The organism is Micromonospora yangpuensis, assembly GCF_900091615.1.
Classification (GTDB): domain Bacteria; phylum Actinomycetota; class Actinomycetes; order Mycobacteriales; family Micromonosporaceae; genus Micromonospora; species Micromonospora yangpuensis.
Map to the genome: position 1 here is coordinate 5,757,440 of NZ_FMIA01000002.1, position 14,548 is coordinate 5,771,987.

Annotated in this window: 15 protein-coding genes; 8 read left to right on the top strand and 7 right to left on the bottom strand. The window is 72.6% G+C overall.

From position 1 onward, the window contains the following. Positions 1-95: 95 nt before the first annotated feature. The 4 genes from GA0070617_RS25940 to GA0070617_RS25955 are packed head-to-tail and all read right to left on the bottom strand — an operon-like array spanning position 96 to position 3,767. The gene (locus GA0070617_RS25940; RefSeq protein WP_091444133.1) at positions 96-2,114 is read right to left on the bottom strand and encodes an NADH-quinone oxidoreductase subunit 5 family protein; all 2,019 of its coding nucleotides are present in this window, start codon (positions 2,112-2,114) and stop codon (positions 96-98) included. After that, the gene (gene nuoK / locus GA0070617_RS25945; protein ID WP_229688564.1) at positions 2,111-2,494 is read right to left on the bottom strand and encodes an NADH-quinone oxidoreductase subunit NuoK; all 384 of its coding nucleotides are present in this window, start codon (positions 2,492-2,494) and stop codon (positions 2,111-2,113) included. The genes GA0070617_RS25940 and nuoK overlap by 4 nt, the downstream gene beginning before the upstream one ends. Beyond that, on the bottom strand, positions 2,491-3,000 hold the full coding sequence (locus GA0070617_RS25950; RefSeq protein WP_091444135.1) for an NADH-quinone oxidoreductase subunit J family protein: 510 nt from the start codon (positions 2,998-3,000) through the stop codon (positions 2,491-2,493). Before GA0070617_RS25950 ends, nuoK begins: the two co-directional genes overlap by 4 nt. After that, positions 2,997-3,767 carry a NuoI/complex I 23 kDa subunit family protein gene (locus GA0070617_RS25955; RefSeq protein WP_091447366.1) on the bottom strand — a complete coding sequence of 257 codons (771 nt, stop codon included), beginning with the start codon at positions 3,765-3,767 and terminating at the stop codon, positions 2,997-2,999. Before GA0070617_RS25955 ends, GA0070617_RS25950 begins: the two co-directional genes overlap by 4 nt. Positions 3,768-3,886: 119 nt before the next feature. Between GA0070617_RS25955 and GA0070617_RS25960 the strand changes: the two genes are divergently transcribed. Beyond that, the gene (locus tag GA0070617_RS25960) at positions 3,887-4,459 is read left to right on the top strand and encodes a Uma2 family endonuclease (protein ID WP_091444137.1); all 573 of its coding nucleotides are present in this window, start codon (positions 3,887-3,889) and stop codon (positions 4,457-4,459) included. A gap of 60 nt (positions 4,460-4,519) precedes the next feature. Here GA0070617_RS25960 and GA0070617_RS25965 read toward each other — a convergent pair whose 3' ends face one another. Continuing rightward, on the bottom strand, positions 4,520-5,110 hold the full coding sequence (locus GA0070617_RS25965; RefSeq protein WP_091444145.1) for a TetR/AcrR family transcriptional regulator: 591 nt from the start codon (positions 5,108-5,110) through the stop codon (positions 4,520-4,522). Positions 5,111-5,171: 61 nt separating this feature from the next. Between GA0070617_RS25965 and GA0070617_RS25970 the strand changes: the two genes are divergently transcribed. From GA0070617_RS25970 to GA0070617_RS25985, 4 genes are all read left to right on the top strand, one after another. Next, complete coding sequence (locus GA0070617_RS25970; RefSeq protein ID WP_091444149.1) at positions 5,172-5,897, top strand: CPBP family intramembrane glutamic endopeptidase; 726 nt, start codon at positions 5,172-5,174, stop codon at positions 5,895-5,897. Between the two features lie 248 nt (positions 5,898-6,145). After that, positions 6,146-7,189, top strand: coding sequence for a glutathione S-transferase family protein (locus GA0070617_RS25975; protein ID WP_091444152.1), 1,044 nt, complete (start codon positions 6,146-6,148; stop codon positions 7,187-7,189). Positions 7,190-7,434: 245 nt separating this feature from the next. Continuing rightward, a complete protein-coding gene (locus GA0070617_RS25980) occupies positions 7,435-8,694 on the top strand; it encodes a S8 family peptidase (RefSeq protein ID WP_091444154.1) in 1,260 nt (419 codons plus the stop codon). A 162-nt stretch (positions 8,695-8,856) separates the two neighbouring features. After that, positions 8,857-9,771 (top strand): IS5 family transposase, encoded by a 915-nt coding sequence (locus GA0070617_RS25985; RefSeq protein WP_091444158.1) that lies wholly within the window; start codon positions 8,857-8,859, stop codon positions 9,769-9,771. 180 nt (positions 9,772-9,951) lie between these two features. On the opposite strand, the gene nuoH is transcribed toward GA0070617_RS25985, so the two are convergent. After that, entirely contained in the window at positions 9,952-10,914 is a 963-nt protein-coding gene (gene nuoH, locus GA0070617_RS25990; protein ID WP_091444161.1) for an NADH-quinone oxidoreductase subunit NuoH, read from the bottom strand. Continuing rightward, a complete protein-coding gene (locus GA0070617_RS25995) occupies positions 10,914-11,765 on the bottom strand; it encodes an NADH-quinone oxidoreductase subunit C (protein ID WP_091444165.1) in 852 nt (283 codons plus the stop codon). Before GA0070617_RS25995 ends, nuoH begins: the two co-directional genes overlap by 1 nt. A 114-nt stretch (positions 11,766-11,879) precedes the next feature. Between GA0070617_RS25995 and GA0070617_RS26000 the strand changes: the two genes are divergently transcribed. The 3 genes from GA0070617_RS26000 (at position 11,880) to GA0070617_RS26010 (ending at position 14,519) form a co-directional block, all read left to right on the top strand. Continuing rightward, positions 11,880-12,926: a glucose 1-dehydrogenase gene (locus GA0070617_RS26000; protein WP_175440657.1), complete on the top strand. Its 1,047-nt coding sequence runs from the start codon at positions 11,880-11,882 to the stop codon at positions 12,924-12,926. Positions 12,927-12,987: 61 nt separating this feature from the next. Then, positions 12,988-13,521 (top strand): RNA polymerase sigma factor, encoded by a 534-nt coding sequence (locus GA0070617_RS26005; RefSeq protein WP_091444167.1) that lies wholly within the window; start codon positions 12,988-12,990, stop codon positions 13,519-13,521. Next, positions 13,518-14,519 (top strand): hypothetical protein, encoded by a 1,002-nt coding sequence (locus GA0070617_RS26010; protein WP_091444172.1) that lies wholly within the window; start codon positions 13,518-13,520, stop codon positions 14,517-14,519. Before GA0070617_RS26005 ends, GA0070617_RS26010 begins: the two co-directional genes overlap by 4 nt. The last annotated feature ends 29 nt before the right edge of the window (positions 14,520-14,548 follow it).

Here is a 14,548-nt window from a genome sequence, read left to right on the forward strand (position 1 = left end):
CCGGCCGGCCCGGCACTGGACCGGACCGCGCCCGGCCGGTCGGCACCGGACCGGCCGGCCCCGGCCGACCCGGCGCGGTGACGCGTTCGCGGTGGTCATGTCAGTCCGCCGATCACGATGGCGGCCAGGCCGAGCAGCAGCGCGCCGGCCAGGACGCCGGCGGCGGCCCGGGGCAGCGCGGCGCGGTGCAGTTGGGCCAGGCCGCCGCCCAGGCCCCGGGCACCCCGTCCGGTGCCCTCCACCGCGCCGTCGACCACCACCAGATCGGCGGTACGGGCCAGTCGGGCGAGCGCCCGGACCGGGCGTACCACCAGGGTCTGTTGGAGGTCGTCGAGGCGGAAGCCGGCGGCGAAGAGCGACCCCAGCGGACCGAGGGCGCGGGCCGGGTCGGCGGCCGGGTCGCCGCGCCAGCCGGCCCAGGCCAGCCCGGCCCCTACCAGCAGGAGCACGGTCGGCAGCAGCAACGCCGGCCCGAGGTGGACCAGCTCCCCGGCGGAGGCTGAGGCGGAAGCGGAGGTGCCGGCGGCGTCAGCGGTGGCCGGGGTGAACAGCCGGTCGGCGAAGGCCGGCCAGAACGCGGCCAGCCCGAGCAGCGCGGAGGGCACCGTCAGCAGCAGCACCGGCCAACGCAACACCGCCGGCGGGTCGTGCGGGTGCAGCAGCGGATCCCGCAGCTCGCCGAAGAAGACCCGCAGCAGCAGCCGGGTGGCGTACCAGGCGGTGACCACCACCCCGAGCAGCCCGGCCAGCCAGACCAGCCACGCCACCCAGCCCGGCGCGGGGCCGGTGCCGTCCAGCGCGGCGGTCTGGGCCACCGCGAGCACGCCGTCCTTGCTCCAGAAGCCGGCCAGCGGGGGCACGCCGGCCAGCGCGCCCAGCCCGACCAGGGTGCACCAGAAGGTCACCGGCATGCTGCGGCGCAGCCCGCCCATCCGGGACATCGACGCGGTGCCCAGCGCGTGGATCACCACCCCGGCGGCCAGGAACAGCAGCGCCTTGAACGCGGCGTGGGTGAGCAGGTGGAACAGCGCCGCCGGGGGTGAGCCGACGGCGAGGGCTCCGGTCATGTAGCCGAGCTGGGAGACCGTCGACCAGGCGAGTACCCGCTTGAGGTCGTCCTGGGCGGTGGCCGCGAACGCGCCGAGCAGCAGGGTCACCGAGGCCATCACGCCGAGCACGACCAGCGCGGTCGGGCTGGCCGCGAAGAGCGGCCAGAGCCGGGTGAGCGCGTACACCCCGGCGGCGACCATGGTGGCGGCGTGGATCAACGCGGAGATCGGGGTCGGGCCGGCCATCGCGTCCGGCAGCCAGGTGTGCAGCGGGAACTGGGCGCTCTTGCCGGCCACCCCGGCCAGCAGCAGCAGGCAGGCGGCGGTGAGCGTGGTGGTGCTGTGCGAGTGGGCGAGCACGTCGGCGATCCGGAAACTGCCGGCGCTCACCCCGAGCAGCGCGATGCCGAGCAGGAAACCGACGTCGCCGACCCGGGTGACCAGGAACGCCTTCATCGCGGCGGCCGGGGCCTCGGGCAGCCGGCGGTCGTGGGCGATGAGCAGGTACGAGCAGATGCCCATCACCTCCCAGCCGACCAGCAGCATGACCAGGTCCCCGGCGACCACCACGGTCAGCATGGCGGCGGTGAAGAGGCTGATCTGCGCGGCGTACGGCGGGTACCGGTGGTCGACCTCGCCGTCGTCGGCGGGCCCCGACCGCAGGTAGCCGACCGAGTAGACCTGCACGGCCAGGGCGACGGCGGCCACCGCCACCGCGACCAGCGCGGCGGCACCGTCCAGGCGTACCCCGAGGGTGATCGTCAGGCCGCCCAGCTCCAGCCAGGTGGTGCTGGTCTCGGTCGGGCCGTCCAGGCCGACCAGCAGGGCGAGAGCGACGGCGAGGGCACCGGCCGCGCCGGCCACCCCCAGCCCGATCGCCACCGGCCGCGCCGGCCCCTCGCCGCGCGCCGCCGCGCCGCCGGCCGGACCCGGCGACGAGCCAGCCGCGCCGCGTGCAGACCCCGCCGCGCCGGTCGCGACGCGCGACGCGGGCGGCAGGAGCAACCCCGCCAACCCGGCGACCAGGGGTACGGCCGGCAGCAGCGCCCCGAGCAGTCCGTTCACCGGTCAGCCTCCCCGTGCGTGCCGGTGCCGCTCGTGGCCGCCTCGGTCGAGTGTGCGGTGGCCTCCAGCTCAGGGCCCTCGGTCAGCGGCACCTCGTCCACCGCGACGCTGGCCCGCAGCCGGTAGAACTGGAGCACGATGGCCAGCCCCACCCCGATCTCGGCGGCGGCGAGCACGATCACGAAGAGCGCGAAGACCTGACCGCTCTGCGGCAGCGTGGCCCGGACGGTGGTGTCCGCGGTGATCAGGACCAGGTTGACCGCGTTCAGCATCAGCTCGACGGCCATCAGCACCAGCACGGCGTTGCGGCGGCGCAGTACGCCGTAGACGCCCAGACCGAACAGGAGCGCCGCGGTGACGTACGGGATGACCGGCCTCACCGTCGCCGCCCCCGACCGATGTCCGGGCGGGACAGCACGATCGCCCCGATCAGGGCGGACAGCAACAGCACCGAGAGCACCTCGAAGGGGAGCACCCAGCTGCGGAAGATCTGGTCGCCGAGCCGTTCGGCGGTACCCGCCTCGGGCAGGTCCACGGTCGACCACCGGTACGCGTCGACCATCAGCACGGTGAGCCCGAGTCCACTGCCGCCGCCGATCAGCGCGGCCGGCCAGCCCGGCCGGTCCAGGTCGTCGGAGGCGCCGATCGGGGCCCGGGTGAGCATCACCGCGAAGAGCAGCAGCACCACCACCGCGCCGACGTAGATCAGCACCTGCACCCAGGCGACCAGCTCCGCGCCGAGGACCAGGAAGATCCCGGCCACCGCGCCGAGGCAGACCACCAGGTACAGGCCGGCCCGGACCAGGTGGCTGGTCCCCACCACCAGCGCGCCGGCACCGACGGCCACCGCGCCGAGGGCCAGCAGCAGCACGTCCACCCCGGTCACGGGGCGGTGCCCTCGTCCGGACCCGGACCCTCCTGACCGGACGTCGCCGGGCGGGCTGGGGGCGCACCCCGTTCGGATTGCGGGGCCGCGGCGGGCGGCGGGGCGGCCTCGGCTTGCGGAGCGGCGGCCCCGGGCGACGGGGCGGCGGCGGCCGGGCGGGCTGCGGGCGTACCTCGGGGGGCGGTGGGGCGGGCGGGGGGCGCGGTGGGGGCGGCGGCCTTGCGCGCGGCGGCGGTCTCCTCCTTGGCCGGCTCGCCGTTGCGGTCGTGCGCGGGCGGCGGTGGCACGGTGGCCATCCACTCGCCCAGGTGGTCCTTGTCGTGCAGCAGGTCCTTGATGTCGTACTCGGCGTACTCGAACTCGGGTGACCAGTAGAGCGCGTCGAAGGGGCAGACCTCGATGCAGATGCCGCAGTACATGCAGAGCGAGAAGTCGATGTCGAAGCGGTCGAGCACGTTGCGCTGCCGGGGGCGGGCGGCGCCGGGCACCGCCACCTCCTCCTTGTGCGAGTCGATGTAGATGCACCAGTCCGGACACTCCCGGGCGCAGAGCATGCAGACCGTGCAGTTCTCCTCGGACAACGCGATCACCCCCCGGGAGCGGGGTGGCAGCTCGGGGGCCACGTCCGGGTACTGCTGGGTGGTCGAGCGGCGGGTCATCGTCTTGAGGGTGACCGCCAGTCCCTTCGCCAGGCCGGCGCCGGGCAGGCTGCGCTCGCTACGTTCGCCGGGCAGGCTGCGCTCACTGCGGTCACCGTGCTCGCTCATGTCGACCATCCTGCCCTGTGTGCCCGGCGCGCGCGACCACCACCCGACTCTTCGCGGCGGTACCGTACCGGTGGGGAGAACGACGCACCGGACGTGACCGCTGTGAGGAGTGACCGTCGATGACCGCCGCGCTGTCCAGCGAGCCGCCCGAGGGCGGGTGGACGACGGACGACCTCGACGCCCTGCCCGACGACGGGCGTCGCCGTGAACTGCTCGATGGAGTGCTGCTCGTGTCCCCCTCCCCCACCGCCGCCCACCAGACCATCGCCATGCGACTCGGCGTCGCGCTGGAGTCGGAGAGCCCCGACGACTACCAGGTGACCCAGGGGGTCGAGGTACGGATCAACCGTTCCCGCTGCTTCATCCCGGACGTCCTGGTCACCACGGCGACGGCGGCCCAGCGTCGCCCGGCCCGGTACGAGCCGCACGAGGTGGTGCTCGCCGTGGAGATCGTGTCACCGAGCACCCGCTCGATCGACCGGGTGCTGAAGCCCACCCTCTACGCCCAGGCCGGCATCCCGTTCTACTGGCGGATCGAGACCGAGAGCGGCGAGCTGGTGGTGCACACGCACCGGCTCGACCCGGTGGCCGAGGTCTACGCCGAAACCGGCCGGTGGACGAAGTTCGTCGACACCGGGGAGCCGTTCCCGGTGAACCTGTCCATCGCCCGGCTCACCCCCCGGTACCTCTGAGCCCACTGCCGGCGCCCCGGCGGTGGGCGGCCAAGGTCTCAGCGGCGGGCGGCCAAGGTCTCAGGGGCGGGCGGCCAGCCGGGTGAGGTGGGTGTCGATCTCGGCGCGGGCCTCGGCCGGGCTGAGCGCGGCGTAGAGCAGCCGTAGCGTCACCCCGTCCAGCACGGTGGCCAGCTCCCCGGCGGCCTGCGGCACGTCGACGTCGGCGGCGATGCTGCCGTCGGCGCGGGCCAGGTCGATCAGGCGGGCGAGGTTGGCGCGTAGCTCGACGGCGTTCTCCCGCATGATGGCCGCGATCTGCTCGTCGATCAGCGCCTCGGCGGTCAGCATCAGCCAGACCCGCGACTCGAAGATCCGCTCCTCGTCCAGCGGGACGAGCTGGACCACGGCCAGCCGCAGGGTCTCCAGCGCGCTCGGCCCGGTGGGCAGCGCCCGGGCCCGCCGGACCACCCGGTCGACCAGGTACGCCATGGCGGCCCGGACCATCAGCTCCCGGGTCGGCAGGTAGTGCTGGGCCGTCGCCAGCGGCATCCCCGCCTCGCCCGCGACGGCCCGGACGGTGGTGCCGGCCACGCCGGTACGGCTCAGCACGGCGCAGGCGGCCGCCCCGAGTCGGCTCCGACGCTCCTCGTGGTCCACGACCTTCGGCATGTCATGATCGTACGTGATCGGTCGCTTGACCGATATAGGTCAAGCGACTAATCTCCTCGCCATGACCGCCGACCTTGCCCCGAAAAGCCCCGCTACGACCCCCGGCTTCGCCCGGTTCACCTGGCCCGATCTGGCGATCGTGCTCGCGGTCGGCTTCGGTCTGGCCAACGCCCCGGTGGCGAACTTCCTCGCCCGGGGCCCGGCCGCCCTGGGCGCCTCCGAACTGCTCGCCAGCATCCTCGCCTGGCTGCTGATCAACGGGGTCCAACTGCTGGTCGGCCTCGCCGTGACGTACCACCGCTTCGGCGAGATCCGCCGGCCGCTGCTGCTGACCCGGCCCACCGCCGGCAACCTGCGCGCCGCGACCTGGTGGGGGCTGGCCAAGGCCGGGCTCACCCTCGGCCTGCTCCTGGCACTGCCGGCGGCGCTCACCGCGGACGGCGGCGGCGAGGGCGGCTACCCGCCCGGCAGCCTGCTCGCCCAGTTCACCTTCGCCTTCTTCTTCGGCGCCATCGCCTCCCCGATCTACGAGGAGGTGCTCTACCGGGGCGTCTTCTTCCAGGGCCTGGCCGCCCGGCTCCCGGCGCTGGCCGCGATCGGGATCTCCGCCGGCTTCTTCGCGGTGATGCACCTGCCCCGGGTCTTCAACACCATCAGCGCGCTCTTCGCCGGCCTGCTCTTCGCCTGGCTGCTGCACCGCTACCGCAACCTCTGGGTGCCGATCCTCGCCCACACGGTGAGCAACGGGACCCTCATCGTGCTCGCCTTCGCCGCCCAGGTCGCCTGAGCCCCGGCCTTCCCGCCGTCCGCTGCCCGTACCGCGCGGTGAACCCTGGCCTGAGCGGCCCGAGCCTGCAGCACCGCGCGGCCTGAGCCCGTACCGCGCGGCCTGAGCCCGCGCCGCGGCCTGAGCGGGCCGGCCGGTGCCGGGTCGGCGGGGGCGTGGCCGAGGTCGCGGTGGGCGTTGCCGGGTCGCTGGGTAAGGGATCGGACATGATGGGACCGACTGGACCTGCAACGGTGGAGGACGACGCAATGGCGGAGAGCAACGGCGCGGCGACGCAGACCGGCGGCAAGTACGTCGAGCCGGGCGGCGAGTTCACCCGAGACCAGCGGTACATCGCCACCCGGATCACCGCCGACGGGCGGGACGGGTACCCGGTGGAGCCCGACCGGTACCGGCTGGTGGTCAGCCGGGCCTGCCCCTGGGCCAACCGCATGATCATCGTACGGCGGTTGCTCGGCCTGGAGGAGGCGCTGCCGATGGCGGTGGCCGGGCCGACCCACGACGCCCGGAGCTGGACCTTCGACCTGGACCCGGACGGGCGGGACCCGGTGCTCGGCATCGAGCGGCTGGGCGAGGCGTTCTACGCCCGGTTCCCCGACTACGACCGGGGGATCACCGTGCCGGCCATCGTCGACGTGCCGACCGGGCAGGTGGTCACCAACGACTACGCGCAGATGACCCTGGACCTCTCCACCGAGTGGACCGCGTACCACCGCCAGGGCGCGCCGCAGCTCTACCCGGAGCACCTGCGGGCCGAGATCGACGAGGTAAACAAGGTGGTCTTCGCCGACGTCAACAACGGCGTGTACCGGTGCGGGTTCGCCGGCAGCCAGGAGGCGTACGAGAAGGCGTACCGGCGGCTCTTCGAGCGGCTGGACTGGCTCAGCGACCGACTCACCGAGCAGCGGTACCTGGTCGGCGACACCATCACCGAGGCCGACGTCCGGCTCTTCACCACGCTGGTCCGCTTCGATCCGGTCTACCACGGCCACTTCAAGTGCAACCGGCAGAAGCTGAGCGAGATGCCGGTGCTGTGGGCGTACGCGCGGGACCTCTTCGCCACCCCCGGCTTCGGCGACACCATCGACTTCGACCACATCAAGCGGCACTACTACGAGGTGCACCGGGACATCAACCCGACCGGGATCGTGCCGCTCGGCCCCGACCTGGTCAACTGGCTCAGCCCGCACGGGCGCGAGGCGCTCGGCGGCCGGCCCTTCGGCGACGGCACTCCCCCGCCGCCACCCGCCCCGGCCGAGCAGGTCCCCCCCGCACACACCCCACTCGCCTGACCCCCCACCCCGAATGCAAGGAAGGGCCCCTTCCTAACGCTTTTTGTATAGGAAGGGGCCCTTCCTATACACGCGGCACCGCCAGCCGGGGCGACCACTGAGAGCCATCACACATTCACCTTGCGTGTTCAATAGTTAACACGGCCGTCAATCGAACCTGGTCGACTTAGGGGGTCCGGCCCGGTGACCCACCGCCGGAGTCGGATCGGTCTGTCCATTGTGGACTCCCTGAGGAGGATCGAGCCTTGCGCAAGCTGGGTAGCAGAACCGCACGTCTGGGCGTACTCGCCGGGTTTCTCACCGGCGTACTCGTCGCCACCACCGCTCCCGCGAACGCGGTGCCGGGCACCGCGGAGCCGGGTCGGGCCACGCCCGCCCCGCTGCTGGCCGCCGGTGCGCCGGCCGCGCCGGACCGGTACGTCGTGGTGCTCTCCGAGAAGCCCGCCGACACCGCCCGATCCAGCCAGGCCGCCCGGTCGATCACGGTGGCCGAGGCCGCCGGCGGCACGGTACTCAACCGCTACACCCAGGTCCTCGACGGGTACGCCGCCCACCTGCCCCCGGCCGCTCTCGCAGCGGTCCGCAACGACCCGGCGGTGGCGTACGTCGAGCCGGACACGGTCGTCCGGGGTGGTCCGGTCAACCGGGTGTCGACCCCCCAGGCGGTGCAGCCGAACCCGCCGTCCTGGGGGCTGGACCGCATCGACCAGCACTACCTGCCGCTGAACAACAGCTTCGGGTACACCACCACCGGCAGCGGCGTCACCGCCTACGTCTTCGACTCCGGCATCCGCGCCACCCACGTCGACTTCGGCACCCGAGCCGCCGGGGCGTACGACGCGGTCGGTGACGGCAACGGCACCAACGACTGCCACGGGCACGGTACGCACGTCGCCGGCACCATCGGCGGCACCACGTACGGGGTGGCCAAGGCGGTGACGATCCGGGCGGTCCGGGTCCTGCAGTGCGACAACTCCGGCTGGACCACCGACCTCATCGAAGGCCTCGACTGGGTCGCCGCCAACCACGCCGCGGTCTCGGTGGCCAACTTCAGCCTCCAGGGCTACGGCACCGCCCCGAGCGTGGCCGTCGAGAACCTGATCGACTCGGGCGTCTACCCGGTCTTCATCGCCAACAACTTCAACACCGACGCCTGCACCAACGGCCCCCGGTCGACGCGCGGCATCACCGTGGCGGCGACCGACAGCACCGACAACCGGGCCTCGTTCTCCAGCTACGGCAGCTGCGTCGACGTCTTCGCCCCCGGGGTGGACATCACCTCCGCCGGCATCGCCTCGAACACCGCGGTCGCCGCCGGCTGGGGCGGCACCTCGATGGCCGCCCCGCATGTCACCGGCTGGCTGGCCCGCTACCGGCAGTCGAACCCGACGGCCACGCTGGCGACGGCCAAGTCCGCCCTGATCGCCGCCGCGACCACCGGCGTGGTGATCAACCCGGGCCCCGGCTCCCCCAACCGCCTCCTCTACGCCGCCCCTAGCTTGTAAGGAAGGGCCCCTGTTAACGCTTTCGGTATAGAAGGGGACCCTTCTAACGCCTAGGCCGTGTTTCGTAGGGCGGCGTTGTTGGGGCGTGGCGGTGGTCGCTAATGGGAGAGGTCTCCGGTAGTTGGTTCAGCGACCAAGCTGGAACTTCACACCGGAGACCTCGTGCCGAGCGTAGCGGCAGCGAGGCGACATGACCTGACCGACGTGCAGTGGGCGGTCCTCGAGCCGTTGCTGCCTGCGGGAACGGGTCATGCTCGGCCGCGCAGATGGACCATGAGACTGATCATCGACGGGATCCGGTGGCGGGTCCGGACCGGATCACCATGGCGGGACGTGCCCGCGTCCTACCCGCCGTGGCAGACCTTGTACCGGTGGTTCCGGCGCTGGCAGCGCGACGGCGTCTGGGCGCAGATCCTCACCTCGTTGCAGGCCCTGGCGGACGCGGCGGGGTTGATCGGCTGGACGGTGAGCGTGGACTCGACCATCAGCCGCGCCCACCAGCACGCCGATGGGGCCCGCCGTGACGGGCAGGCGCAGAAGGAGCCACCCGGTGGTGTGCAGACCGAGCCGGCAGGTCACGGCCTCGGCTGGTCAAGGGGCGGCTGGACCACCAAGACCCATCTGGCCTGCGAGCAGGGCCGCAAACTGATGGCCATGGTGGTGACCGCCGGACAACACGGCGACAGCCCACAGTTCATCCCCGTACTGGCCAAACTACGTGTCCCCCGCGCCGGTGGCGGCCGGCCCCGGACCCGCCCCGACATGGTGCTGGCCGACAAGGCGTACACGTCCAAAGCCAACCGAGCCCACCTACGATCCCGGGGCATCCGAGCGTGCATCCCGAGCAAGGCCGACCAGGACGCCCACCGCAAGGCCAAAGGGTCCAAAGGCGGACGCCCACCCGCCTTCGACCCCGAGGTCTACCGCCTGCGTCACGCCGTGGAGTGCGGCATCAACCAGCTCAAACACCACCGCGCCATGGCCACCAGATACGACAAACTCGCCGTGCGCTACGAAGCCACCCTCACCATCGCCGCCATCAACCAATGGCTCCGCGCACTACGAAACACGGCCTAACGGGCACCGCCTCAGCACACGGCACCGCCTCAGCGCACGGCACGGTGTGGCCTGGCCGAGGGAAGCCACCTCGGTCAGGCCACCCGCCCGCTGCCATCCGCCCGCTGCCGGTCGCGCGACCCGCTGCCGGCGTGAGAAAGGTTCCCCTCTATACCGGAAGCGTTAACAGGGGGCCCTTCCTTACAGGGCGAGGCGGACGGCGGCGGTGAGGACGAGCTGGGCGAGGGCGGCCGGCACCAGCACCAGCCAGCAGAGCCGCTGCAACTGGTCCTCACGCAGCCGCGGGTACGACACCCGCAGCCAGATGATCACGAAGGAGACGGCGAAGACCTTCAGCAGCGTCCAGAGCCAGCCGAGCTGGGCGTCGGCGAACGGCCCCTGCCAGCCACCGAGGAAGAGCACCGTGGTCAACGCGGCGATCACCACGATCCCGACGTACTCGGCGAGCAGGAAGAAGGCGAACCGCAGCCCGCTGTACTCGGTCATGTAGCCGAAGACCAGCTCGGAGTCGGCTACCGGCATGTCGAACGGGGGACGCCGGATCTCGGCCAGCCCGGCGACGAAGAACACGATCATCGCGGGGGCCTGCCAGAGCAGCCACCAGGGCTGCCACGCCTCGACGATCCCGGAGAGACTCAACGTGCCGGCCGCCATCGCCACCGACGCGGCGGCCAGCACCAGGGGCAGCTCGTAGCCGAGCAGCTGCGCCGCCCCCCGCAACCCGCCCAGCAGGCTGTACTTGTTGGCCGAGGCCCAGGCGGACATCAACACCGCGAGCACGCCGATGCCCACCACGGCCAGCACGAAGAACAGACCCACGTCCAGCGGCTGCCCGACCAGACCGCCCGGCCCGAGCGGGATCACCAACAACACCAGCAGGTACGGCACCAGCGCGACCACCGGCGCGAGCCGGAACACCGCCCGGTCGGCCTCCCGGGGAGTCAGGTCCTCCTTCTGCACGAACTTGACCCCGTCGGCGATCAACTGAGCCCAGCCGTGGAAGCCACCGGCGTACATCGGGCCGAGCCGACCCTGCATGTGCGCCATCACCTTGTGCTCGGCCTGCCCGACCAGCAGCGGCAGGGTGAGGAAGGCGACCAGCACGCCGACCACCCGGATCAGCAGCTCCAACCAGGCCGGCATCAGTCCGTACCCCCGTCGTCGCCCGGGGCCGGGCGGGCCGGACGCTCGCCGGGAGCCGGACGCTCGCCCGAGGCCGGACGCTCCGCACGATCGCCCGGAGCCGGGCGGGCCGGACGCTCGCCCGGAGCCGGACGCTCGCCCGAGGCCGGACGCTCGCCCGAGGCCGGACGCTCCGGACGGTCGCCCGGGGCCGGGCGGGCCGGACGCTCGCGGGCGGGGCGGGCGGGGGTGCCGCCGCGCGGGCCCTCGCCCGCGCCGGCTGCCCCCGCCGGAGTGGGGACCGTGCCCCACTCCCCCGGTGCCGGTACGCCCGGCGGCCGGATCGGACGACGGCCGCCGCCGGCCTGGGACTCGCCGGGCTCCTTGGCGCCGGGCCACGGCTTGGCCACCCGGGAGGCCAGCACGAACTCCTTGCGCAGCGGATGCCCCTCGAACCCGGGCGGCAGCAGCAGCGGCTTCAGCCCGTCGTGGCCGGCGAAGTCGAGGCCGAACATCTCGTGCGTCTCCCGCTCGTGCCAGGCCGCGCCGGGGAAGATGTCGACCACCGAGGCCACCGTGGGGGCGTCCCGGGGTACCCGGGTACGCAGCAGCACCCCGTGCCGCAGCCGGGTCGACCAGAGGTGGACCACCACGTCGAAGCCGCCGGCCAGCTCGTCCACCGCCGACAACCAGTCGAAGAAGTCGCAGCCCAGCTCGGCGTCGGAGCGAGCCGCCCGCACCGCGTCCCGCCAGCTCGTCAGCGGTACGTCCACCGTCGCGCGGGCGTACCCCTGACCGCCGGAGACAGTGGCGGTGGCCTCGACGGGCGCGAGGAGCGCCACCACCCGCTGACCGACCTCTTCCGGAGTCATGCGCCGATCCTATGGCCCGCGCGGCCCCGGGTCGCGGCACACGTCCCGGCGGAAAGCCGAATCGGAATCGGGAAAAGCGGCGTATCCGGGGCGAGGACGGGAAGAATCCAGGGCGTGCAGGCCGTGACCGTCACCCCAGGAGTCCCCGGATCGCTGCGTCTCGTCGACGATCATCCCGAACCGAGCAGCGACGAGGGCGCGATCCTGGTGCAGGCGTTGGCCGTCGGGGTCTGCGGCACCGACCACGAGATCATCGAGGGAGCGTACGGCGAGGCCCCGCCCGGCGAGCGTGACCTGGTCCTCGGGCACGAGTCGCTGGGCCGGGTACTGGAGGACCCGACCGGCACCCTGCAACCGGGTGACCTGGTCGCCGGCATCGTCCGGCATCCCGACCCGGTACCCTGCCCGAACTGCGCGGTCGGCGAGTGGGACATGTGCCGCAACGGCCGGTACACCGAGCACGGGATCAAGGCGCTGCCCGGCTTCGCCCGGGAACGCTGGCGGGTGCAGCCCCGGTACGCCGTCGGGTTGGATCCGACCCTCGCCGAGGTCGGCATGCTGCTGGAACCGGCCAGCGTGGTGGCGAAGGCCTGGGACCACATCGACCGGATCGGCGCGCGGGCGGAGTGGCAGCCGCGCAGCGTACTGGTCACCGGGGCCGGACCGATCGGCCTGCTGGCCGCGTTGCTGGCCAGCCAGCGGGGTCTCGACGTACACATGCTCGATCTGGCGGCCTCCGGTCCGAAGCCGGAGCTCAGCGCGGCGCTCGGCGCCACCTACCACAACGAGCCGGTCAACCAGCTCGACTTCGAGCCGGACGTGGTGGTCGAGTGCACCGGCGCGCCGGTGGTGGTGCTGGAGGCCATGTGCAAGGCCGCGCCGACCGGGATCGTCTGCCTGACCGGGGTGTCCAGCGGCGGCCGGACCATCGACTTCGACGCGGGCGCGCTCAACCGGGCCCTGGTGCTGGAGAACAACGTGGTCTTCGGCTCGGTGAACGCCAACCGGCGGCACTGGGACCTGGCCGCCGCCGCCCTGGCCCGCGCCGACCAGGGCTGGTTGGCCTCGCTGATCACCCGGCGGGTGCCGGTGAGCCGCTTCGCCGAGGCGTACCAGCAGGGGCCGGACGACATCAAGGTGGCCCTGGAGTTCGCCCGCTGACCGCGCCGGGAATACCCGCCTCGTCGGTAACCGACGGCGTCCTCCCGACATAGACAAGGGTATGAAGGACGTCAACGACCGGGGGACAGACTGGTTCCGCGGGCTCTACGCGCTGCATTTTCCGGACGTCGTCCGATACGGCCTGCGTCGACTCGACGGCATGGCAGCGGCCGAGGAACTCGCCCAGGAGGTCTTCCTGGTGACCTGGCGCCGGCGCTGGGAGGTACCGCTCCCGGCGTTGCCCTGGCTGTACGGGGTGGCCCGCCGCCTGTTGGCCAACCACTGGCGGGCCCAGCGTGTCGCGCCACCGGTGGCCGAGCTGACCGAGCGGGTCGCGTTGGACCGGCAGGACGGTGTCGTACGGCTGATGGATGTCCGCTCGGCGCTGGGCCGGCTCTCCGACGACGATCAGGAGATTCTTCGCCTGGTGGGGTGGGAGCAACTGTCGCCAGGCGAGGCAGCCCTGGTCCTGGGCTGCCACCCGACCACGGCCAAGGTGCGGTTGCACCGGGCCAGACGACGACTCAAGGCCCTGTTACGGGATCGACCCGAACAGGCATCGACGATCACGGGTGATCTGGGAGCGGTGCGATGAACCGGCGGATACCGGAGATGCTGGCGGATGCCGACCCGGCACGTGGGGTCGACGTGGGACCGGGTGACGTGGAGGCGCTGCTGGATCGCGCCCGTACCGACGTCACCTCGTACGCTCCGGTCGCGCCGGCCCGGTGGCGGCCGTCTCGGCTCGTACCGCTCGGGGCGTTTGCCCTTGTCCTGGTCGCGGCAGCGGTATTCGCCGCCCTGCGACCGCCTGTCGTTTCGCTCACCCCGGGCACGCCCGGCATGCTGCCGGAGCCCACGGCGGTTCCGGCGCCCTGCCTGGTGACGATCGCCGACAGGTTGCAGGCCACCCGGTACGACGGCACGTCGGGACGGTACGAGTACCTGCACCTGGCAAGGTCGAGCGGGATGTCGATGGAGCTGCCAGGCGGTGGTGGCCGGTTCGCCTCCGCGCGGTATCCGGAGGAGACCACCCGGTGGCTCGCGGAGGACGGGTCCGGACGGGTGCACGAGGTCCGGGGTGCCCTGGCGTACCCGGACGAGGAGTCGCAGCAGTTCTTCTCGGCGAATCCGGGTCTGCGGCCCCGGACCGGGACGACAACGACGGTACTCAGTCCGGGCGAGGTCGCCCTGCTCCCACTGCCCGCCGCCGACCCGGACGCGTTCGATCAGGCGTTGTACCAGCCACGGGACAACGGCCCGTCGCACGCACTCGTCGGCGTCGCCGACCTGAACCGGGAACGGATCCTGGACGCCGCGCACCGGAGGGCTGTGTTGAGGTTCCTCGCCACCACTGACGGCGTGGTGTGCCGGGGTGAGCAGACGGATCCGGAGGGCCGCCCCGGCGTCGTGGTCTCGGCTGACCGGGGCCGCGGCCCCCGACCGAGCCCTGGTTACCAGGGCCGCGAGTATCTGCTCTTCGACCCGCACACCGGTGAACTGTTGGCCGACGGCAGCGGGGCGGACGCTACCGGTGCCGTGACCTGGTCGACCCGGTACCTCGAACGGGGACGCACCGACGTGCTCGGCTGAACCGTGAGAAGGGGCCCCTTCTCTACCGA

What these genes read in the sequence shown, in the direction of transcription:
- nuoH (WP_091444161.1), bottom strand. Translation starts at nt 10,914, where the DNA reads ATGCCGGCCTGGTTGGAGCTGCTGATCCGGGTGGTCGGCGTGCTGGTC.
- GA0070617_RS25995 (WP_091444165.1), bottom strand. Translation starts at nt 11,765, where the DNA reads ATGACTCCGGAAGAGGTCGGTCAGCGGGTGGTGGCGCTCCTCGCGCCC.
- GA0070617_RS25965 (WP_091444145.1), bottom strand. Translation starts at nt 5,110, where the DNA reads ATGCCGAAGGTCGTGGACCACGAGGAGCGTCGGAGCCGACTCGGGGCG.
- GA0070617_RS25975 (WP_091444152.1), top strand. Translation starts at nt 6,146, where the DNA reads ATGGCGGAGAGCAACGGCGCGGCGACGCAGACCGGCGGCAAGTACGTC.
- GA0070617_RS26010 (WP_091444172.1), top strand. Translation starts at nt 13,518, where the DNA reads ATGAACCGGCGGATACCGGAGATGCTGGCGGATGCCGACCCGGCACGT.
- GA0070617_RS25960 (WP_091444137.1), top strand. Translation starts at nt 3,887, where the DNA reads ATGACCGCCGCGCTGTCCAGCGAGCCGCCCGAGGGCGGGTGGACGACG.
- GA0070617_RS25970 (WP_091444149.1), top strand. Translation starts at nt 5,172, where the DNA reads ATGACCGCCGACCTTGCCCCGAAAAGCCCCGCTACGACCCCCGGCTTC.
- GA0070617_RS26005 (WP_091444167.1), top strand. Translation starts at nt 12,988, where the DNA reads ATGAAGGACGTCAACGACCGGGGGACAGACTGGTTCCGCGGGCTCTAC.
- GA0070617_RS25955 (WP_091447366.1), bottom strand. Translation starts at nt 3,767, where the DNA reads ATGAGCGAGCACGGTGACCGCAGTGAGCGCAGCCTGCCCGGCGAACGT.